This is a genomic window from Caulobacter sp. UNC279MFTsu5.1 (assembly GCF_900114015.1).
Classification (GTDB): domain Bacteria; phylum Pseudomonadota; class Alphaproteobacteria; order Caulobacterales; family Caulobacteraceae; genus Caulobacter.
Map to the genome: position 1 here is coordinate 1 of NZ_FORN01000024.1, position 20,647 is coordinate 20,647.

Sequence of the window (20,647 nt, forward strand, 5' to 3'; positions counted from 1 at the left end):
AGCCGTTATCCGGAAGCCTTCGGATCGCGGATTTTTAACCCGCTCCGATGGAGGCCCCCGACGGGCGGAAGGTTGACGACCCTTCCGGACCGCCTGGGCGATTTCAGCCCAGGCCTGCCGCGTCCGCCGATCCTTCGCCGCCGGGCTTCGTCCTGTGTTGCAAGGAACCTGCCCAGGACGCCCGAAGCGTCACTCAAGACCACCGGCGAGCGCTTCCCGCTCGTCCACCCCCGAAGGCCGCTCGGTCGCCGGCCGGACGCCCTTCCCGTGCCTTCAGGTGGGACCAGTATGGGGGTGGTCTGGAAGGGTGAGGACAGATTGGGGTCGAGAAAGTTTAGAGCGTTGATTTCTCAAAGCTTTGCTCGTTATCCGCCGAGGACAGACGCCCCGCCGGGGACGCGCACTCACGGCAAGGCTTCGGAAAATCGATCCCGGACCATCGGGGGAGTGCGTGTCCCCACCATCATCCACGGCGTCGAACGATCATTCCGGGAGCCCAGATTCCAAGCGCAACGGCCGACTTGGGGGACACGCACTCACCCGCAGCGCCCTGCAAACCGGCCGAGCCCGGCCATGAGCGCGCGTCCCCGACCTCACTTCCGCGCGCCCGCTTCACTCAAAACCTAGCCTCCGCCGTCCACACCGCTTATACCCCGCGCCATGTTTGAAGGCCTCTCCCCCCTCGCCCGCGACGCTCGATCCTGGCCGTTCGAGCAGGCGCGCGCCCTGCTCGCCCGCATCCTGCGCCTGCGCCTGTCCGACGAAGAGCGCGACTTCGCCGCGGCCCTGATCCATGCGGGCAAGGCCGACGAGGCGGTGAAGGCCCTTCCGGCCCTGGCCCGGCCGGTGATCCTGGAGACCGGCTACGGCCCCTCGGGCCTGCCGCACATGGGCACCTTCGGCGAGGTGGCGCGCACGACCATGGTCCGCGCGGCGTTCCGCGCCCTGACCGACGACGCCATCCCCACGCGCCTGATCTCGTTCAGCGACGACATGGACGGCCTGCGCAAGATCCCGCCCAACGTACCGAACGGCGATCTCATGATCCCGGATCTCGACAAGCCGCTGACCGTGGTCCGCGACCCCTACGGCGAGCACGAGAGCTTCGGCCACCACAACAACGCCCGCCTGCGGGCCTTCCTCGACAGCTTCGGCTTCGACTACGAGTTCGTGTCCTCGACCGACTGCTATCGCGGCGGCCGGTTCGACGAAACCCTGCTGATCGCCCTGGAGCGTTTCGACGCCATCCAGAAGATCATGCTGCCCTCGCTGGGCGAGGAGCGCCGGGCCACCTATTCGCCGTTCCTGCCGATCAGCCCCAAGACCGGCAAGGTGCTGCAGGTCCCGACCCTGGAACGCAACGTCGCCAAGGGCACGATCGTGTTCCGCGACGAGGACGGCGAACTGACCGAGGTCCCGGTGACTGGCGGCGGCGTCAAGATGCAGTGGCGGCCCGACTGGGCGATGCGCTGGACGGCCCTGGGCGTCGACTACGAGATGAGCGGCAAGGACCTGATCGACAGCGTCCGCCTGTCCAACCAGGTCTGCAAGGTGCTGGGCGGCTCGCCCCCCGAAGGGTTCCACTACGAACTCTTCATGGACGAGAACAACCTGAAGATCTCCAAGACCAAGGGCAACGGCCTGACCATGGAGGACTGGCTGCGCTACGGCGCGCCGGAAAGCCTGTCCTACTACATGTTCCAGAGCCCGAAATCGGCCAAGAAGCTGTATTTCGACGTCATCCCCAAGGCGACCGACGAGTACCTGCAGCAGTTGGACGCCTACCAGAAGCAGGAGCTGGCCAAGCAGATCGACAACCCGGCCTGGCACGTCCATTCCGGCCAGCCGCCCGAGCAGGGCTCGCCGGTGTCGTTCAGCCTGATGCTGAACCTGGTCTCGGCCGCCAACGCCTCGGACAAGGCGATCCTGTGGGGCTTCCTGTCGCGCTACATCCCGGGCGCGACGCCCGAGAGCCAGCCGTTGCTGGATCGCCTGGCCGCCTATGCGATCAACTATTACGACGACTTCGTGAAGCCGACGAAGGCGTTCCGCACCCCGGACGACAAGGAGCGCGCGGCGATCCTCGACCTGCTGGCCCGCCTGAAGGCCCTGCCGGCCGACTGCCAGGACGCCGAGCTGATCCAGAACGAGGTGTTCGCGGTCGGCAAGGACCACGGCTTCGACCCGCTGCGGGCCTGGTTCCAGGCGCTGTACGAGGTCCTGCTCGGCCAGAGCCAGGGCCCGCGCTTCGGCTCGTTCGCGGCGATCTTCGGCCTGGACCGGACGACGGCGCTGATCGCGGAAAAGCTGGGCTGACGAAGGCGGCCGGAAACACGGCCGCCTCCCGCCGTCGCGAAGAAGAAACGACCGCCGGCCGGCAACAGAAACGTCACGCCCCGGCCAGATTGTATCAAATGCAACAATCAACCTTCGCCGGACCGTTAACGTCGAACAGACATTCGGTGGCGAAAATGCGTCACGGAACTGCAATTGCGCTGAAATTTTGCAGGTCGCGACTGTATCGTCTTTCTTAAGCGACTTTCACCGTAAGCGGTTGCTCCGCACGGACGAGCAGTGCTAGTCACGTTTTACTTTTGTCACCGCCAATTTGGGCGGCTTTCGCAAATGGGGATCTCATGCGCGTTGCGATGATTGGCACCGGTTATGTTGGCCTGGTGTCTGGGGCCTGCTTCGCCGACTTCGGTCACGTCGTAACCTGCATCGACAAGGATCCTAGCAAGATCGAACGGCTCGAACGGGGCGAAATCCCGATCTTCGAGCCTGGCCTCGACGACCTGGTGGCGCGCAACGTGCGCGAAGGCCGCCTGTTCTTCACGCTGGAGGGCGCCCAGGCGATCAAGGACGCCGACGCGGTGTTCATCGCCGTGGGCACGCCGACCCGCCGCGGCGACGGCCACGCCGACCTCAGCTACGTCTACGCCGCCGCCGAGGAGATCGCCGGCCTGATCGAGGACTTCACCGTGGTGGTCACCAAGTCGACCGTGCCCGTGGGCACTGGCGACGAGGTCGAGGCGATCATCAAGAAAGTGCGTCCCAACGCCCAGTTCGCCGTGGTTTCGAACCCCGAGTTCCTGCGCGAAGGCGCGGCGATCGAGGACTTCAAGCGCCCCGACCGCGTGGTGGTCGGCACCGAGGACGAACGCGCCCAGGCGGTGATGCGCGAGCTCTACCGCCCGCTGAGCCTGAACGAGACGCCGATCGTCTTCACCGGCCGCCGCACCAGCGAGCTGATCAAGTACGCCGCCAACGCCTTCCTGGCGATGAAGATCACCTTCATCAACGAGATGGCCGATCTCTGCGAAAAGGTCGGCGCCGACGTGCAGCAGGTGGCCAAGGGCATCGGCCTGGACAAGCGCATCGGCGGCAAGTTCCTCAACGCCGGCCCCGGCTACGGCGGCTCGTGCTTCCCCAAGGACACGATCGCCCTGGTGCGCACCGCCAACGACTATGGCGCGCCGACCCGGCTGATCGAGACCACCGTGGCGGTTAACGACGCCCGCAAGAAGGCCATGGCCGACAAGGTGGCCGCCGCCATGGGCCTGGACGACCTGGCCGGCAAGACCGTCGGCGTGCTGGGCGTGACCTTCAAGCCCAACACCGACGACATGCGCGACGCGCCCAGCCTGGACATCCTGCCGGCCCTGCAGGCCAGGGGCGCGACGGTCCAGGCCTTCGATCCCGAAGGCCGCCACGAGGCCGAGAAGCTGCTGCCGGGCGTGATCTTCAAGGCCGGCCCCTACGAGGTGGCCGACGGCGCCGACGTGCTGCTGATCCTGACCGAATGGGACCAGTTCCGGGCCCTGGACCTGGACCGCGTCAAGGGCCTGCTGAAGGCCCCGGTCGTGGTCGACCTGCGCAATGTCTACAAGCCCGCCGAGATGGTCCGGCACGGCTTCACCTACGCCTCGATCGGCCGAGGCTGACCATGACCGCGGTGATCGTCACGGGGGCCGCGGGCTTCATCGGCATGCACGTGGTCGAGCGCCTGCTCGACCGTGGCGAGACGGTGATCGGCGTCGACGTCTTCAACGACTATTACGACCCGGCCCTGAAGGCCGCGCGCGCCGCCCGGCTGGAAGGCCGGGTCGGCTTCACCATGGTCCGCATGGACATCGCCGACGCCGCCGCGTTCGAGGCCCTGGTCCGCGACAGCGGCGCCAAGCGCATCGTGCACCTGGCCGCCCAGGCTGGCGTGCGCTACTCGATCGAGAACCCATTCGCCTACCAGCGCTCCAACCTGGCCGGCCACCTGTCGGTCCTGGAAGCCGCCCGCCGCGTCGAGGCCGTGCACCTGGTCTATGCGTCCTCCAGCTCGGTCTATGGCGACCGGCCCCAGTCGCTGGACGGCGGCGAGGGCGCCGGCTTCAAGGAGACCGATCCGGTCGACGCGCCGGTGTCGCTGTACGCCGCCACCAAGCGCGCCGACGAGCTGATGAGCATCAGCTACGCCAAGCTCTACGGCTTCCCGATGTCGGCCCTGCGGTTCTTCACCGTCTACGGCCCGTGGGGCCGTCCGGACATGGCCTATTTCGGCTTCACCCAGAAGATCCTGAGCGGCCAGTCGATCGAGGTGTACGGCGAGGGCAAGATGGCCCGCGACTTCACCTATATCGACGACATCGTCGACGGCGTGGTCGGCGTCCTGGACCACCCCCCGGCCCGGGGCCGGCACGAGATCTACAACATCGGCGACAACGATCCCGTCGGCCTGATGGAGATGATCTCGACCCTGGAGACGGCCCTGGGCCGCGAGGCGGTCAAGATCATGCGCCCGATGCAGCCGGGCGACGTCACCTGCACCTACGCCGACATCGCCAAGCTCAACGCGCTCACCGGCTACAAGCCGAAGGTGAAGCTGAAGCAGGGGCTGGAGAACTTCGTGGCCTGGTGGGACCAGTACTACGGCCGCTGACGCCATCACCGCGCGGGGCCGAAGCCCCGCCGGCGGAGACCAACCCGATGAAACTGCCTGTCAACCCGCGCGCGCTCGCGGGTAAGGTTCTGACCAGCAAGGGCTTCCGCGACGCGGTGCTCGTCTATTTCGCCTACTGCTTCCGCTTCATCTCGCCCCTGCTGCTCTATCCGCTGCTGACGCGGCGGCTGGGGGTGGACGGGTTCTCGGTCTACGCCACGGCCTATTCGATCGCGCTGCTGACCTCGATCGTCGTGGAGTACGGCTTCAACCTCAGCGGCACGCGTGACGTCGCCACCGCCGCCGACGACGAGCAGCGGGGCCAGATCGTCGCCCGCATCTCGTTCGCCAAGGCGCTGCTGTGCCTGCCGGCGGTGGCGATCGGCTTCGCGCTGGGCGCGACCAATCCGGTGGTCGGGGGCGATCCCATGGTCACCCTGGCCTCGATCGCCATCGGCTGCGCCCTGGGCCTGTCGGCGTTCTGGTATTTCCAGGGCATGCGCCGGATCTTCCTGGCCGTCTCGCTGGAAGTCTCGGGACAGGTGATCGGCCTGGTCTCGACCTTCCTGCTGGTCCGGCATCCCAAGGACACGATCCTGGCCCTGTCGATCCAGGCCGGCGCGATCGCCATCACCTCGCTCGCCGGCGTCTTCGTCATGCTGCGCCAGTATCCGAACCGCCCCAAACCCAGCATCGGCGAGGCGGTGGAGGCCCTGGTCACCGGCTTCCCGATCTTCATCAGCCGCTCGGCCGTGGTGATCTACGGCACGGCTGGCGTGTTCGTGCTGGGCCTGACCAGCACGGCGGCCCACGCGGCCTGGTATGGCGCGGCCGAGCGGGTCATCGCCCCGGCCGCCGCCCTGCTGCGCCCGATGTCGACGATCCTGCTGCCGCGCCTCTCGGCCCAGGCCAGCGAGGACCCCAGGAAGGCCGCCAGGACGGCGGGCCTGATCTGCGCGGCGACCGGCGCGCTCTACCTGTTCGGCGCCCTGGTCGTGTGCCTGGGCGCGCCCCTGCTGTTCAAGCTGATCTTCGGCGCGGGATTCGCCGGCGGCGCCCCGGTGCTGGCCGTGCTGGCCTTCGTGATGCCCGCCGCCGCCCTGAACACCATCGTCGTCAACCAGCTGATGGTGGCCTTGCGCCTGGACAAGAAGATCGCCCAGGTCGTGCTGGCCGGGGCGGCCGTGAGCCTGGCCTCGGCCTTCCTGCTCAGCCACAACTTCGGCGGCGTGGGCATGGCCGCCTCGCGCCTGGTCTCGGAGCTGTTCATCTTCGGGTTCGCGGCGTTCCTGTCCTGGCGGCACCTGCGCGCGGACCGGTCGGCGGCGTCAGCGGCGGGCTAGAACCTTCGCCGGGACGCCCCCGACCACGCTGCCGGGCGGCACGTCGCGGTTGACCACGGCGTTGGCCGCGACCACGGCGCCGTCGCCGACCGTCACCGGGCCGACGATCACCGCGCCGGCATAGAGGGTCACCCCGTCGCCGATCACCGGATACGAGGACTGCTCGGCGTTGGCGCGGCCCAGGGTGACGTTCTGGTAGATCGTCACGCCCTTGCCGATCCGCACGTCGTCCCCGATGACGATCCCGGTGGGATGCGGCAGCAGCAGGCCCTCGCCGATGTCGGCGTCGAACGAGATGTAGCAGGCGCTGGACGCGACGTTCCACCGCCAGACCAGGCGCGCCAGGCCCTTGCCCAGCTTGCCCCGCCGGGCCAGCTGCGCGGCCAGGCGGGCCAGGACCATGGTCTTGAAGGCGGGCGTGAACAGCCACTTCACCAGCGGCGCATAGGGCTTGCGGCTGTCGGTGATGCGGGCGAGGTCGGCCCGGACGGCCTGTCTCAGGCTCATGGAGCGACGCTCGCCGGCCAGCCCTCGGGTCGGCCGGACTTCACGCCCATGGCCTTGCGCAGCTGGGCCAGCGCCGGGCCGCCCCAGGGCGCGGCCAGTAGGCTCAAGCCGGTGCGGATGACCCGATTGCGGGGCGAGGCGACCAGATAGTCGCGGGCGATCTGGTGGCCGGCCTTGGGCGAGCCGAACAGGGCGCTGCGGATCGCCACCTTGCTCAGTTGCTTCTGCACGTCCGGATCGTCGATCGGCAGCACGTCGGTGACCGCCTCGCCGGCCGCCAGGCGCGAGAGCACCTGGACCTCGTCGACCGTCCCGCGGGCGATCTTCTTGCCCAGCATGTAGTAGGCGCTCTGGCGCGCCACGGTGGCCGGGTTGAACGAGATGCCGCCGAAATCGACCGCGCGGATATAAAGCGGCTCGGGCACGGTCGCGAACCGGCCCAGGTGGCGCATGCGCAGCCACAGGTCGTTGTCCTGCGACATGCGGAACTCGGGACGGTAACCGCCGGCCGTCTCGTAGGCCGAGCGCCGGAACATCACCTCGCCATGGGTGAAGGTGGTGTCGTCGATCAGGTCCTCGGTCGACTTGGATCCCGCGTCCGGCGTGCGGACTCGGTAGAGATTCATCGCCTCGATATAGTTGACGTAGTGGCTGCCCACGACCACGACCTCGGGCTGGGCGTCCATCAGGGCGGCCTGGGCCTCCAGCCGGCGCGGCAGCGAGACGTCGCCGGCGTCGTGGATGGCGACATAGGGGCTTTGGGCCTGGCGGACGCCTTCGATCAGCCCCCGGGTCAGGCCGATGTTCTTCTCGCGCGTCACCAGCCGGAAGCGCGGATCGTCCATCTCGGCGAGCACCTCGCGCAGCACCGCCGCGGTCTCGTCGCTGGACCCGTCGTCGGCGATGATCGCCTCGAAGTCCTGCAGGGTCTGGTCCCTCAGGCCGTACAGGGTGGGACGCACCGCCTGGGGGCGATTGTAGAAGCAGCAGACAACCGAAACCTTGGTCATGCCGGGGCTCTCCGGACAACACGGGCGGGCGGGATGGCGAACATGCCGATGATGAACCCGATATAGAGGCTGATCGGCCAGGTCTCGACCGAGGTGATGGTCAGGCCCGCGCCGATGAGCAGGAAGACGCCCAGCATCGACAGGCTGTTGTCGAAGCCCAGCATGGGGTCGGGCTTGGCGGCGCGAACCACCTTGCCGATCTCCCAGTAGAGCCACAGGCTGAGCGGCGCGCCGAACTCGACGACGTACTTGAGCAGGACGTTGTGCGGCTCGACCCAATGGGCGCCGCCTACGGCGAAGGGCTCGCCCAGCGTGCTGCCCGCGCTGCCCAGGCCGTAGCCGGAGAACAGGCCGATCGGATAGGTGCTGAACAGCGTCGCCATGGCTTCGTAGCTGATCGAGCGCGAGGTGAAGCGGTAGTCGCTGAAGATCGCCTGCTCAAGCTGCGAGAAATAGCCGGCGAAGATGCCGACGGCCATGATCGCCGCGCCGGCGGTCAGGACGCCGACCCGTATCAGCGGATGCTTGCCCGACCGCGAGATCTGCACGCAGGCCAGCGCCGCGGCGATGATCATGAAGGTCCGCGTGAAGGACGCGTAGATGCCCAGGGCGCCGATGGCGATCAGGATCGCCGAGCGGCCCCAGGCCAGCGGGTTGGGCGCCTGCTTGATCGTCAGGGCGATGATGATCAGCAGAGTGCCGGTCATGCCGACGTGGAAGCCCGACGATAGGATCGAGATGGCGCGCTGGTAGTCGCCGATCTTGTTGGCGTACTCCTGCGCGGACTGGGCGTCGAGCATCTGCTTGTCGAACGCCGTGAACCCGAAGAGCCACTGCTTGACCGCGTAGAGCGCGACGACCACGCAGACGCCGGTGATGATCCAGAGGACGATGTTCCGGTCGCGGCGGCGCACGCTGTAGCCGATGCAGATCGCCAGCAGCCAGAGGATCGACTTGCGGAAGCCCTGGTAGGTGGCCGTCAGCGGCACGTCGTGCGTCCAGAACGCGATGTTCAGCACCGACAGGGCCAGGAGGCCCAGGATCAGGAACTTCAGCGTCCGCAGGCCCGGCTTGAACAGCGACCAGAGAAACATCGCCAGCATGATCATGTCGGTCCCGCCCATCAGGACGCGACCGAGCGGCTGGGAGACGCCGCGCACCGCCGAGAACATCGGCATGGCGATGATCAGGGTGCAGACGATGACGCCATAGCGCCATGCGCCGGCGGGATTCAGGTCGGACGATTGCGACGGCCCCTGACCCGGCGGCCGAGGCCCCGGGCGCCGCCGGACGGGCGTCTCGGAGACGGGCGCGAGGGTTTCCGGGATCGGGGGCGTTGCGTCGGTCATCGCGCGGGTTCCGTGGCGGCCAGGCACAGGGCCTCATACTCCGACAGGATGTCCGACCAAAGGAAGGCCGTTTCGAAGCGGTGGCGCGCGGCCGCGCGGGCCTGGTCCAGTCGCTCGCCGCCCGCCTCGATCTCGTCGAAGCACCGGGCGCAGGCGTCCTTGTCCGGGAAGTACCACTGCTCAGACCCGGCGACCCAGCGGTTGTAGGGATTGTCGTGGCCGACGATCGCGTTGCCGGCGCCCAGGGCCTCGACCAGCGAGGGGTTGGTGCCGCCGACGCTGTGGCCGTGGCAGTAGGCGGCGGCGTGGAACCGCAGGGCCCGCACGACAGCGGCGTCGTAGATGGCGCCCGGGAACATCACCTTGCCCTCGCCGGCCTTGAGGACGGCGGCGTGGTAGGGGTTCTTGTCGGGCTCGAGCTTGCCCAGGCAGACGAATTGCAGGTCGCGCTCGCGGGCCGCGAAGGCCTCGATCATCGGCAGGATGTTGTTCTCCGGTTCGATCCGCCCGATCGAGATCAGGTAGCGGCCGGGCTTGAGCCCCCGCGCCTTGACCGGCTCCTCGGACGCGGCGGTCACCGCGTCGGCGCCGTACGGGATCATGACGATGTCGCGCTTGCCGCGCCGCCGCGATAGGTGACGCTCGATCTCCGGGTGGTCGGCGATCAGCTTGCTGGAGGTGAGCGCTCCGATCCATTCGTTGAGGTACAGCCAGATCCGGCCGTGCCAGGGCCACTTGGCGCGCTTCCACTCGATGCCGTCCATGTTGGTCAACACCGGATGGCCGCCCAAGCGCAGCAGGGCGCTGAAGATGGCGGTGTTGTAGCCCAGCACCAGCATCACGCCTTCGGACCGCATGGCGTGCATCACGCACTTCCAGTCGAACTTCATGGTGCCCGTCGCGCCGGAATCGGCGACATAGGTCACCCGGCGCACACCTTGCCATTCGTCAACGACGGGTCCCGGCGGGCCGTCGTCGACCTGGCAGTAGACCGTCACCTCCCACCCCTTGGCGACCATGTGCAGGGCGAACTTCTCGGCGAACGTCTCGAAGCCGCCGTGACCGGCGGGGACGCCCCGGGTGCCTAGGATGGAAAGCTTGCGCACCTTGCTCATGCCGGCGTGTACCCGCCGTGCAGCCGCAGGACGTTGCGCAGATATTGGCCGTAGGTCGACTTGCCCAGGTTGTCGGCCAGCTTTTCCAGCTGCCGGGCGTCGATGAAGTTCTTCATGAACGCGATTTCCTCGGGACAGGCGATCTTGAAGCCCTGGCGCTTCTCGAGGGTCCGCACGAACTCGGCCGCCTCGATCAGACTGTCCGGCGTGCCGGTGTCCAGCCAGGCGTAGCCGCGGCCCATGATCTCCACCGACAGCTTGCCGCGCTCGAGATAGACGCGGTTGACGTCGGTGATCTCCAGCTCGCCGCGCGGCGACGGCTTGAGGTTGGCCGCGATGTCGACCACGTCGGCGTCGTAGAAGTAGAGGCCGGTGACGGCCCAGTTGGACTGCGGCTCGGCCGGCTTTTCCTCGATCGACAGGGCGCGCATCTTCTCGTCGAAGGCGACCACGCCGTAACGCTCGGGATCGGTGACGTGATAGGCGAACACCGTCGCGCCGTCCGGACGGGCCGAAGCGCTCCTGAACAGGTCGGTCGAGCCGTGGCCGTAGAAGATGTTGTCGCCCAGGATCAGCGCCGAGGGCGAGCCCGCCACGAAATCCGCGCCGATGATGTAGGCTTGGGCCAGGCCCTCGGGATTGGGCTGGACGGCGTACTCGATGCTGCAGCCCCATTGCGACCCGTCGCCGAGCAGCGCCTGGAAGGACGGCGTATCGCGCGGCGTCGAGATGATCAGGATTTCGCGGATCCCGGCCAGCATCAGCGTCGACAGCGGATAATAGATCATCGGCTTGTCGTAGACAGGCATCAGCTGCTTCGACGTGACCTGGGTCATGGGGTGCAGACGCGTCCCAGAACCGCCGGCAAGTATGATGCCCTTCATGACGCAACGCTCCTGTTCGAAAGCTCTTCAACGATCTCGGCGACGGCGCCCCGCCACGGGCGGGGTTCGACACCGTAGTCGGCGGTGATCTTGGTGGTGGAAAGTCGGGAATTGGCCGGCCGTCGGGCCGGCGTCGGATAGTCGGCGGTCGTGATCGGCGTCACCTCGGCGGACGCGCCGCCGCGGCGAGCGCTTTGCGCGAAGATCTCCTCGGCCAGGCCGCTCCAGCTGGTCTCGCCGGCGTTCACGAAGTGATAGACGCCGGTCGGCGCGTCGGGATCGGCGATCATCCGCAGCGTTATGGTCGCCAACGCCTGCGCGATGTCGCGCGCCGAGGTCGGGCAGCCAAACTGGTCGGCCACGACCGAGATCCGGTCGCGATCGCCAGCCAGGCGCAGCATCGTCTTGAGGAAGTTGCCGCGATGGGGGCTCAGCACCCAGGCCGTGCGGACGACCACCGAACGCGGATTGCCCGACCGTACGGCCAGTTCGCCCGCCAGCTTGCTGGCCCCGTAGACGCCCAGGGGCGCCACCGGGGCGTCCTCGGCGTTGAACCCGTCGCCCTGGCCGTCGAAGACATAGTCCGTCGAGACGTGCACCAGGGGAATGCTCGCCGCCTTCGTCGCCTCGGCCAGCAGGGCCGGCGCCAGGGCGTTGGCGGCGAACGCAGCGCCGACCTCGGTCTCGGCCCGGTCGACGGCGGTGTAGGCGGCGGGGTTGATCACCGCCGCCACCTTGTGGGCGGCGAACCAGGCCGTGACGCTGGCCGCATCGGTCAGGTCCAGCTCGGCCCGGCTGGGCGCCAGGATCGTCACGCCCGCTGGCCAGGCGTGAGCGATCAGCTCGGCGCCGACCTGGCCGGCGCCGCCGGTGACCAGGATCGCGATCGGATCAGCCATGGCCGCGCCGGGCCGTGGCGTCGCGCTCGTCAAGGATCGCCTGCCACCAGGGCTGATTGGTCAGGTACCAGTTCACGGTCCGCTCGATGCCCTGCTCGAAGGTCACCGACGGGGTCCAGTCCAGCTCCGCGCGGATCTTCGTCGCGTCGATGGCGTAGCGCTGATCGTGGCCCGGACGATCCTTCACGAAGGTGATCTGGTCGGCGTAGGACTTGCCGTCGGCGCGCGGCGACAGGCGGTCGAGCGTGCTGGTGATGGCCTTGACCACGTCCAGGTTCTTGCGCTCGGAATTGCCGCCGATGTTGTAGGTCTCCAGCGGCACGCCGCGCTCGAAGACTGCCTGCAGCGCGCTGGCGTGATCCTCGACGAACAGCCAGTCGCGGACGTTGGAGCCGTCGCCATAGACCGGCAGCGGCTCGCCCGAAAGCGCCTTGAGGATCACCAGCGGGATCAGCTTTTCGGGGAAGTGATACGGCCCGTAGTTGTTGGAGCAGTTGGTCACCAGCACCGGCAGGCCGTAGGTGTGGCCCCAGGCGCGCACGAGGTGGTCGGACGAAGCCTTCGAGGCCGAATAGGGCGAACGCGGATCATAGGGCGTGGTCTCGGTGAAGAAACCTTCCTCGCCCAGCGAGCCGAACACCTCGTCGGTGGAGATGTGGTGGAAGCGGAACGCCGCCTTTTCGTCGGCTTCCAGTCCGTTCCAATAGGCCAGCGCCTGGTGCAGCAGGTTGAAGGTGCCGACGACGTTGGTTTGGATGAACTCCCCAGGTCCGTCGATCGAGCGATCCACGTGGCTCTCGGCGGCCAGGTGGGCGATGACCTGCGGCCTGAACGTGCGCAGCGCCTCGGCGACAGCCTGCGGATCGGCGATGTCGGCCTGGACAAAACGATAGCGCGGGCTGTCGGAGACCGGGCTCAGGGAGGCCAGGACACCGGCATAGGTCAGCTTGTCATAGACCAATACCTCGTGATCGCTCTCGGTGATCAGACGTCGAACCAAGGCCGAACCGATGAAGCCGGCGCCGCCGGTGATCAGAATGCGCAATTACCAATCTCCACTTCGAACCTAGACGGAACTAGGCCTCGCTCATTTTCAGGGGGTTGCCGTCGTATTCGAACGGACTGTCGAACTCCGCAAGCAGCGGCAGCGCCTGGTCCTTGGCCGAGAGCGTCGCGCCCTGGGCCGGCAGCGGCCAATCGATGTTCAGCGCCGGATCGTTCCAGACGATTCCGCCGTCGTGCTCCGGGGAATAGACGTCCGAGACCTTGTAGGCCACCTCCGTATCATCCTCGAGCGTGACGAAGGCGTGACCAAATCCGATCGGCACGAACAGCTGATGACCGTTCTGCGCGCTCAGTTCCGCACAGACGTGACGCCCGTAGGTCGGGGACCCTTTTCGCAAGTCGATGGCATAATCGAGGATTCTACCTTTAGTGCAGCGAACGAGCTTGGCCTGGGCATGCGGCGGTCGTTGGAAATGGATGCCGCGGATGGTTCCGGAATACTTCGAATAGGACTGATTGTCCTGAACAAACGTAGAATCGATGCCCAAGGCAATCATTTTCGGCGCGTTGTAAGTTTCTGAAAACCATCCTCGATCATCTTCAAACCGACGAGTTTTAATTACACACACGCCAAGCGTCATATTTTCGTCCCATATCTTAACGGTGGTCGGCCGCCGCTCGCCGCATTGCATTGCAACATCGGCGTTATTGGGTCAAGCGGCGGCATGAACGGGTGGATTTTGAGACTTGAATTGTCTAATCACGCCTCAGAATCAATGACAGAACCGCGAAACTTGCGGCATTTGGGGTTATTTTCATGAGGCTGCGGCTCTTCCGTGGAAATATAGGGCGAGACAGGCCGCACGCGGAGCGTCCCATCTAAGCTTGAGCATTGGGCATTGCGGCGCTTGGCGCGGCGACGCCTTTCGATATTTCCCTCAAACCAACCTTGACCTAGGCAGTTGAAAATCCATCGCCCGGAGACGGCGACGGACGCGGAGCAAGCATCTTGGGCGAAACCATCCTCGTGGCGGGCGGCGCGGGCTATATCGGCGCGCACACCTGCCTTCGACTGGCCGAGGCCGGATACACCCCCGTGGTCTACGACAACCTGTCGAACGGCTGGGAAGCGTTCGTCCAGTGGGGTCCGCTGGAGGTCGGCGACATCCGCGACGCCGCTCGGCTGGACGCGGTGTTCGCCAGGCACCGGCCCGTGGCGGTCATCCACTTCGCCGCCTTCATCGAGGTCGGGTTCTCGATCGCCGATCCGGGCGCGTTCTACGAGAACAATGTCGGCGGAACCCTGACCCTGATCGAGGCGGCCCGCCGGGCCGGCGTCGACAAGCTGGTGTTCTCCTCGACCTGCGCGACCTATGGCGCTCCGGTCTATGTGCCGATGGACGAAAAGCACCCGCAGGCCCCGCTGAATCCCTATGGCCGCAGCAAGCTGATGGTCGAGCAGATCCTTGAGGACCTGGCCCGCCACAAGGGCTTCCGCTCGGTCGCCCTGCGCTATTTCAACGCCGCCGGCGCCGATCCCGAGGGTCGGATCGGCGAGAAGCACGAGCCCGAGACCCACGCCATCCCGCTGGCCATCGCCGCCGCCCGGGGCGAACGCGACAAGTTCATGCTGTTCGGCGGCGACTACGACACCCGCGACGGGACCTGCGTGCGCGATTACATCCACGTGCTGGACCTGGCCGACGCCCACGTCCTGGCGCTGAAGTGGCTGCTGGACGGCAAGGACAGCGCCGTCTTCAACCTGGGCACGGGCGCGGGCACCACGGTGCGCGAGCTGGTCGGCGCCATCGAGCGGCGGTCCAACCGGCCGTTCCCGCTGGAGCTGGCCGGGCGCCGGGCCGGCGACGCTCCCAGCCTGGTGGCCGACAACCGCAAGGCCCGCGAGCAGCTGGGCTGGACGCCGCGCCACGATCTGGACGCCATCATCGAGCACGCCTGGGCCTGGCACGCCAACGGCGCGCTGGACCTCAAGCGCTGATTGTTCCCAGGGCAAAAGCTTGGTTTCGACGCCGTCCCCCGTATCAACACTGACGCATTTGGCGGCTACACACCGCCTCCGCCGGCCCACGACAGGCGGCGACATTGTCGCCGCTCCGGGCAAGCCATAGGGTTTCGACATGCACAGCCACGCCGGCCGCCAGGCCCGTCCCCAAGACCTGGTCGACCTGACCGCCCTGCTCAAGGCCTATGACGAGATCCGCCCGGACGTCTCCCGGGTCGACCAGCGGGTGACGTTCGGCACCTCGGGCCATCGCGGCTCCAGCCTGGACGGCGCCTTCAACGAGGCCCACATCCTGGCCATCAGCCAGGCCATCGCCGAGCATCGCGCGAGCGCCGGGATCACCGGCCCGCTGTTCCTGGGCCGCGACACCCACGGCCTGTCCGAACCGGCCTGGCGCACCGCCCTGGAGGTCCTGGTCGCCAACGGCGTCGCGGTGATGGTCGATTCCCGCGACGGCTACACCCCGACCCCGGCGGTGTCCCACGCCATCCTCAAGCACAACCGCCTGGCGCCGGGATCGGCCGACGGCGTGCTGATCACTCCGTCGCACAACCCGCCGCGCGACGGCGGCTTCAAGTACAATCCCCCCTCCGGCGGTCCCGCCGGGTCCGACGCCACCACGCCGATCGCGGCGCGGGCCAACCAACTGCTGAAAGACGGCCTGACCGAGGTCCGGCGGATCCCGTTCGAGCGGGCCCGGGCCGCGGCCGGCGAGTACGACTTCCTGGCCGCCTATGTCGACGACCTGCCCAGCGTGCTGGACCTGGAGGCCGTGCGCCGCGCGGGCGTCAGGATCGCGGCCGACCCGCTGGGCGGCGCCGCCGTCGCCTATTGGGGCGAGATCGCCGACCGCCACGGGCTGGACCTGACCGTGGTCAACGACCGGGTCGATCCGCGCTGGGCGTTCATGCCGCTCGACGCCGACGGCAAGATCCGCATGGACTGCTCGTCGGCCTGCGCCATGGCCAACCTGATCCACACCATGCAGGGCGGCGCGAAGTTCGACGTGGCGATCGGCAACGACGCCGACGCCGACCGCCACGGGATCGTCACGCCGGACGCCGGCCTGATGAACCCCAACCACTACCTGGCCGCGGCCATCGCCTACCTGTTCAGCCACCGGCCGCGCTGGGGCGCCGACGTCGCGGTCGGCAAGACCCTGGTCTCGTCGTCGATGATCGACCGCGTGGTCGCCAAGCTGGGCCGCCGCCTGCTGGAGGTGCCGGTCGGCTTCAAGCATTTCGTGCCGGGCCTGGTGGACGGCGGCGTCGGCTTCGGCGGCGAGGAATCGGCCGGCGCCGCCTTCCTGCGCCAGGACGGAACCGTCTGGACCACCGACAAGGACGGCCTGCTGCTAGGCCTGCTGGCCGCCGAAATCCAGGGCGTGACCGGCTCCAGCCCCAGCCAACTCTACGCCGATCTGACCGTCGAGCACGGCGCCCCGGCCTATGCCCGCATCGACGCCCCGGCCTCGCGCGAGGAGAAGGCGCGCCTGGCCTCCCTGAGCCCCAGCGACGTCGCGGCCGGCGAACTGGCCGGCGAGCCGATCGAACAGATCCTGACCACCGCGCCCGGCAACGGCGAAGCGATCGGCGGCCTCAAGGTGGTGACCAAGAACGCCTGGTTCGCCGCCCGCCCCTCGGGCACCGAGGACGTCTACAAGATCTACGCCGAATCGTTCCTCGGTCCCGATCACCTGAAGGACGTCCAGGATGAGGCCAAGAAGGTGGTCGCCGGCGCGCTGGCCGGCTGACCGCCGCCTGCGACACCATGCCCCGGAAGATGAACAACAGATAAACTGCTGGTTAAGGGTATGTCCGCACTTTTGAGGCTAGTCTGGTTTCATCAGAACCAAGGTTAGTCTCATGGCTTGCTTCACCCTCCGCCCTTCGCGCCGCTCGGAATTCGATTCGTTGCTCGGCGAACTGGCCACTCAGTTCCCCGCCGCGCATGTCGAGGCCGCCCACAACGACAACTGGGCGTCCTACCGTGTCGACATCTCGTGCGACGCCCCCTGGGAAGGCGACCTGACCGCCTGGCTGCAAAGCAAGCACGCCGACTGCCCGCGCACCTAATCTAGCCTTCTTTACTGGCTGGCCCACAGGATGCGGGCGATCCACACCACCTCGGCCAGGTCCAGCGTCCGGTCCCGGCCGTCGCGGTTCAGCGAGGCCAGCTCGACGCTGCGGGCCGTGACCCGCGCCAGCTCCGCGATCAGCAATTCGCCGCCCGTGGTCCGCACCACCACCCGATCGCCCCGGCGCGGCTCGACCGACGGCGAGACCAGGACGCGGTCGCCGTCGCGGAAGACCGGGGCCAGGGCGTCGCCGGCGATCTCCAGGGCGTAGAGTCCATCTGCGTCCACGCCCGGCAAATCGATCTCGTCCCAGATCCCGCCGATCGGCGCGCCGGTTTCGTCGAACACGCCCTCCGCACTCGCCTGGGCGAAGCCGATCAGCGGCGCCGCCCGCGGGTTGGGCCTGGGCGACCGCTCGGTCAGGGCCGCGAACTCGGAGAACCCGACCCCCGTCGCCTCCAGCACCTTGGCCAGGCTCTCGGTCGACGGCCAGCGCGGCCGTGAATCGCCGTCGCCGCGCTTGGAGCGGTTGAAGCTGGTGGGGTCGAGGCCCGCCATCTTGGCCATGGCCGACGGACTCATGTCGAACCGCTTGGCCAGGGCGTCGATCGCGGTCCAGATTTCGGTGTGCGACAGAGACGACATGGCTGGCTGCATCCTGGCCGTGAACTCCGGAAAATATGCCTCCGACCTAGGAAAGTAAACCTAACCGCTGTCGAACAAGTTGACGTTTACGTAAACGTTGACGACGGATTGCCGCGCGCATATGGTGATCGACGATAACCAACCGGCTCGGCCGCAGAAGTCGGGCCTGCCCAGGGAGGGTTCGAATGTTGGCCGACCTGCGACGCCCGGAACGCACCTTTACGATCCGCCAGCTGTGCAACGAGTTCAAAGCCACGCCGCGCGCGCTGCGCTTCTATGAGGACAAGGGCCTGCTGACGCCGGCCCGCGAGGGCCTCAACCGCGTCTATTCCCACAAGGATCGCGTCCGCCTGCAGCTGATCCTGCGCGGCAAGCGCGTAGGCCTGTCGTTGTCGGAAATCCGCGAACTGCTGGACCTCTATGACGAGAACGACGGCGGCGCGGCCCAGATGGCCCGGTCGCTGAAGAAGTTCCGCGAGCGCGCCGCCGCGCTGGAGCAGCAGCGCGAGGACATCGACGGCGCCCTGATCGAACTGCGCGAAGCCTGCGCCCGCCTGGAGAAGCGCCTGGCCGAGATCCGCCCCGACCTGCTGCCCCGCGCCGCCGACTACGACCAGGTGTTGCGCGCCCGGCTCGATGGTCACGCAGATGCGGCCTTGGGCAAGTAAGCCCGACCCGACCAGCCCGCTCCGGCCGCTTCCTGCAAGACGGGGCGCGGGCGGAGCGCTTGTTTTCAGCCACCTCCCGATCTGCCACCTCCCGATCTGACTGACCAGGACCGTTTCATGACCTACCAGCCGCCCGTTCGCGAACACGCCTTCATCCTGCGCGACGTGCTCGACATCGATCAGCACGGCGACCTGCCGGGCTTCGCCGACGCGCCGTTCGAAACCGTCGAGCAGATCCTCGAGGCCGCCGCCCAGTTCACCGGCGAGGTCCTGGCCCCGCTGAACGGCGTCGGCGACAAGCAGGGCTGCGTCTGGAGCAAGGACTTCACGGTCAAGACGCCGGACGGCTTCAAGGAAGCCTACAAGCAGCTGTGCGAAGGCGGCTGGCCGGGTCTGGGCTCGGATCCCGCCTACGGCGGCCAGGGCCTGCCCCACGTCGTCAACCTGGCCTTCAGCGAGATGTCGAGCTCGGCCAACATGGCGTTCTCGATGTATCCGGGCCTGGCCCACGGCGCCTATTCGGCCATCCACACCGGCGGCACGGACGAACAGAAGCAGACCTACCTGCCCAAGATGGTGTCCGGCGAATGGACCGGCACCATGAACCTGACCGAGCCGCAGTGCGGCACGGACCTGGGCCTGCTGCGCACCAAGGCGGTTCCGCAGGCTGACGGAACCTATCGCATCACCGGCCAGAAGATCTGGATCAGCGCCGGCGAGCACGACATGGCCGACAACATCGTCCACCTGGTGCTGGCCCGCATCGAGGGCGCGCCGGCCGGGGTGAAGGGCATCAGCCTGTTCATCGTGCCGAAGTTCCTGCCCAAGGCCGACGGCTCGGTCGGCGAGCGCAACGAGGGCGTCAAGTGCGTCGGCCTCGAGGAGAAGATGGGCATCCACGGCAACGCCACCTGCGTGATGCAGTACGAGGACGCCAAGGGCTGGCTGATCGGCGAGGAGAACAGCGGCCTGAAGCTGATGTTCGTGATGATGAACGAGGCCCGGCTGGGCGTCGGCCTGCAGGGCATCGCCCAAGCCGAGGCCGCCTACCAGGCCGCCGTCGCCTTCGCCAAGGACCGCCTGCAGGGCCGTTCGCTGACCGGGCCCAAGAACTCCGACGGCCCGGCCGACCCCATCATCGTCCACCCGGACGTGCGCCGCATGCTGCTGGAGAGCAAGGCCCTGATCGAGGGCGGCCGCGCCTTCCTGTTCTGGACCGCCCTGCACGGCGACCTGGCCCACCACCATCCGGACGAGGCCGTGCGCGCCAAGGCCGAGGACTATATGGGCCTGATGACGCCGGTGCTGAAAGGCTACCTGACCGACAAGGGCTTCAAGATCTGCTCGGACGCCATGCAGGTGCACGGCGGCAGCGGCTTCACCGAGCACTTCCCGGCCAGCCAGTACCTGCGCGACGTCCGCATCGCCCTGATCTACGAGGGCACCAACGGCGTCCAGGCCCTGGACTTGGTCGGCCGCAAGCTGGCGGCCAAGGGCGGCCGCGGCGTGATGACCTTCTTCCAGGAGATCGACCAGTTCATCGGCGAGAACGACGGCGACCCCGAACTGAAGCCGTTCATCGACGCCCTGGCCGGGGTGAAGGCCCAGCTGCAGGACGGCACCATGTGGCTGATGCAGAACGGTCTGCAGAACCCCGACAACGCCGGCGCGGCCTCGACCGACTACATGCACCTCTTCGGCCTGACGGGCCTGGCCTACATGTGGGCGTTGATGGTCAAGGCGGCCAACGCCAAGATCGCCGCCGGTTCGACCGATCCGTTCTTCACGACCAAGATCACCACGGCGAAATATTTCGTCGAGCGCATCCTGCCCGACGCGGGCGCGCACCTGGCCAAGCTGAAGACGGGCTCGGAGACGCTGATGGCCCTGCCCGCGGAGGCCTTCTGACCATGGGCGTGCTCGACGTCGAAAAGCCGGCCTTCATGGCTGAAGAAGACACCGCGATCTTCGAGGACGCGGTCGGCAAGTTCTTCGACGAGCACGCCCCTGAATCCGTGGCGGCGACGTGGCGCAGGAACCACGTCGTCGACCACCGCCTGCAACTGTTCGGCGGCTACGGCTTTAAGAACGAATATCCGATCGCACGCATGTATCGCGACAGCCGCGTGCAGCGCATCCACGGCGGCGCCAACGAGATCATGAAGCTGCTGATCGCGAGGACGCTCTAG

19 protein-coding genes are annotated in these 20,647 nt (G+C 67.4%); 10 read left to right on the top strand and 9 right to left on the bottom strand.

Translation table 11 applies throughout. The annotated features are described in order from the left end of the window. Positions 1-660: 660 nt before the first annotated feature. The 4 genes from BM066_RS14425 (at position 661) to BM066_RS14440 (ending at position 6,276) form a co-directional block, all read left to right on the top strand. A complete protein-coding gene (locus BM066_RS14425) occupies positions 661-2,316 on the top strand; it encodes a lysine--tRNA ligase (RefSeq protein ID WP_018113341.1) in 1,656 nt (551 codons plus the stop codon). 320 nt (positions 2,317-2,636) lie between these two features. Continuing rightward, the gene (locus BM066_RS14430; RefSeq protein ID WP_029589483.1) at positions 2,637-3,944 is read left to right on the top strand and encodes a UDP-glucose dehydrogenase family protein; all 1,308 of its coding nucleotides are present in this window, start codon (positions 2,637-2,639) and stop codon (positions 3,942-3,944) included. 2 nt (positions 3,945-3,946) lie between these two features. Next, a complete protein-coding gene (locus tag BM066_RS14435; protein WP_018113343.1) occupies positions 3,947-4,933 on the top strand; it encodes an NAD-dependent epimerase/dehydratase family protein in 987 nt (328 codons plus the stop codon). Positions 4,934-4,980: 47 nt separating this feature from the next. Continuing rightward, entirely contained in the window at positions 4,981-6,276 is a 1,296-nt protein-coding gene (locus BM066_RS14440; RefSeq protein ID WP_018113344.1) for an oligosaccharide flippase family protein, read from the top strand. Here the strand turns inward: BM066_RS14440 and BM066_RS14445 are convergent. From BM066_RS14445 to rfbC, 8 genes are read right to left on the bottom strand one after another with little or no spacing between them, the layout of a single operon-like run. Then, positions 6,262-6,783 carry a serine O-acetyltransferase gene (locus BM066_RS14445; protein ID WP_018061088.1) on the bottom strand — a complete coding sequence of 174 codons (522 nt, stop codon included), beginning with the start codon at positions 6,781-6,783 and terminating at the stop codon, positions 6,262-6,264. The two genes, BM066_RS14440 and BM066_RS14445, sit on opposite strands and share 15 nt — an antisense overlap. Continuing rightward, positions 6,780-7,793, bottom strand: a complete 1,014-nt coding sequence (locus BM066_RS14450; RefSeq protein ID WP_018113345.1) for a glycosyltransferase family 2 protein — start codon at positions 7,791-7,793, stop codon at positions 6,780-6,782. The genes BM066_RS14445 and BM066_RS14450 overlap by 4 nt, the downstream gene beginning before the upstream one ends. Further along, positions 7,790-9,142 (bottom strand): hypothetical protein, encoded by a 1,353-nt coding sequence (locus tag BM066_RS14455; RefSeq protein WP_089929012.1) that lies wholly within the window; start codon positions 9,140-9,142, stop codon positions 7,790-7,792. The genes BM066_RS14450 and BM066_RS14455 overlap by 4 nt, the downstream gene beginning before the upstream one ends. Continuing rightward, complete coding sequence (locus BM066_RS14460) at positions 9,139-10,257, bottom strand: DUF1972 domain-containing protein (protein ID WP_018113347.1); 1,119 nt, start codon at positions 10,255-10,257, stop codon at positions 9,139-9,141. Before BM066_RS14460 ends, BM066_RS14455 begins: the two co-directional genes overlap by 4 nt. Beyond that, positions 10,254-11,141: a glucose-1-phosphate thymidylyltransferase RfbA gene (gene rfbA / locus BM066_RS14465; protein ID WP_029589485.1), complete on the bottom strand. Its 888-nt coding sequence runs from the start codon at positions 11,139-11,141 to the stop codon at positions 10,254-10,256. Before rfbA ends, BM066_RS14460 begins: the two co-directional genes overlap by 4 nt. Continuing rightward, positions 11,138-12,040 carry a dTDP-4-dehydrorhamnose reductase gene (rfbD, locus tag BM066_RS14470; protein ID WP_018113349.1) on the bottom strand — a complete coding sequence of 301 codons (903 nt, stop codon included), beginning with the start codon at positions 12,038-12,040 and terminating at the stop codon, positions 11,138-11,140. The genes rfbA and rfbD overlap by 4 nt, the downstream gene beginning before the upstream one ends. Further along, the gene (rfbB, locus tag BM066_RS14475) at positions 12,033-13,085 is read right to left on the bottom strand and encodes a dTDP-glucose 4,6-dehydratase (protein ID WP_018113350.1); all 1,053 of its coding nucleotides are present in this window, start codon (positions 13,083-13,085) and stop codon (positions 12,033-12,035) included. The genes rfbD and rfbB overlap by 8 nt, the downstream gene beginning before the upstream one ends. A gap of 31 nt (positions 13,086-13,116) precedes the next feature. Continuing rightward, positions 13,117-13,686, bottom strand: coding sequence for a dTDP-4-dehydrorhamnose 3,5-epimerase (rfbC, locus tag BM066_RS14480; protein ID WP_026176436.1), 570 nt, complete (start codon positions 13,684-13,686; stop codon positions 13,117-13,119). Between the two features lie 368 nt (positions 13,687-14,054). Between rfbC and galE the strand changes: the two genes are divergently transcribed. From galE to BM066_RS14495, 3 genes are all read left to right on the top strand, one after another. After that, on the top strand, positions 14,055-15,044 hold the full coding sequence (gene galE, locus BM066_RS14485; RefSeq protein ID WP_018061339.1) for a UDP-glucose 4-epimerase GalE: 990 nt from the start codon (positions 14,055-14,057) through the stop codon (positions 15,042-15,044). Between the two features lie 139 nt (positions 15,045-15,183). After that, the gene (gene pgm, locus BM066_RS14490; RefSeq protein WP_018061338.1) at positions 15,184-16,821 is read left to right on the top strand and encodes a phosphoglucomutase (alpha-D-glucose-1,6-bisphosphate-dependent); all 1,638 of its coding nucleotides are present in this window, start codon (positions 15,184-15,186) and stop codon (positions 16,819-16,821) included. 160 nt (positions 16,822-16,981) lie between these two features. After that, positions 16,982-17,143, top strand: coding sequence for a hypothetical protein (locus BM066_RS14495; protein ID WP_255367593.1), 162 nt, complete (start codon positions 16,982-16,984; stop codon positions 17,141-17,143). Positions 17,144-17,154: 11 nt separating this feature from the next. On the opposite strand, the gene BM066_RS14500 is transcribed toward BM066_RS14495, so the two are convergent. Then, positions 17,155-17,790 carry a S24 family peptidase gene (locus BM066_RS14500; RefSeq protein WP_018113352.1) on the bottom strand — a complete coding sequence of 212 codons (636 nt, stop codon included), beginning with the start codon at positions 17,788-17,790 and terminating at the stop codon, positions 17,155-17,157. Positions 17,791-17,978: 188 nt separating this feature from the next. Between BM066_RS14500 and BM066_RS14505 the strand changes: the two genes are divergently transcribed. The 3 genes from BM066_RS14505 to BM066_RS14515 all read left to right on the top strand — a co-directional run bounded on the left by BM066_RS14505 (position 17,979) and on the right by BM066_RS14515 (position 20,647). Beyond that, on the top strand, positions 17,979-18,458 hold the full coding sequence (locus tag BM066_RS14505; RefSeq protein ID WP_049801027.1) for a MerR family transcriptional regulator: 480 nt from the start codon (positions 17,979-17,981) through the stop codon (positions 18,456-18,458). A 117-nt stretch (positions 18,459-18,575) separates the two neighbouring features. Beyond that, a complete protein-coding gene (locus tag BM066_RS14510) occupies positions 18,576-20,366 on the top strand; it encodes an acyl-CoA dehydrogenase C-terminal domain-containing protein (protein WP_018061203.1) in 1,791 nt (596 codons plus the stop codon). A gap of 35 nt (positions 20,367-20,401) precedes the next feature. Beyond that, a complete protein-coding gene (locus BM066_RS14515) occupies positions 20,402-20,647 on the top strand; it encodes an acyl-CoA dehydrogenase family protein (protein ID WP_255367596.1) in 246 nt (81 codons plus the stop codon).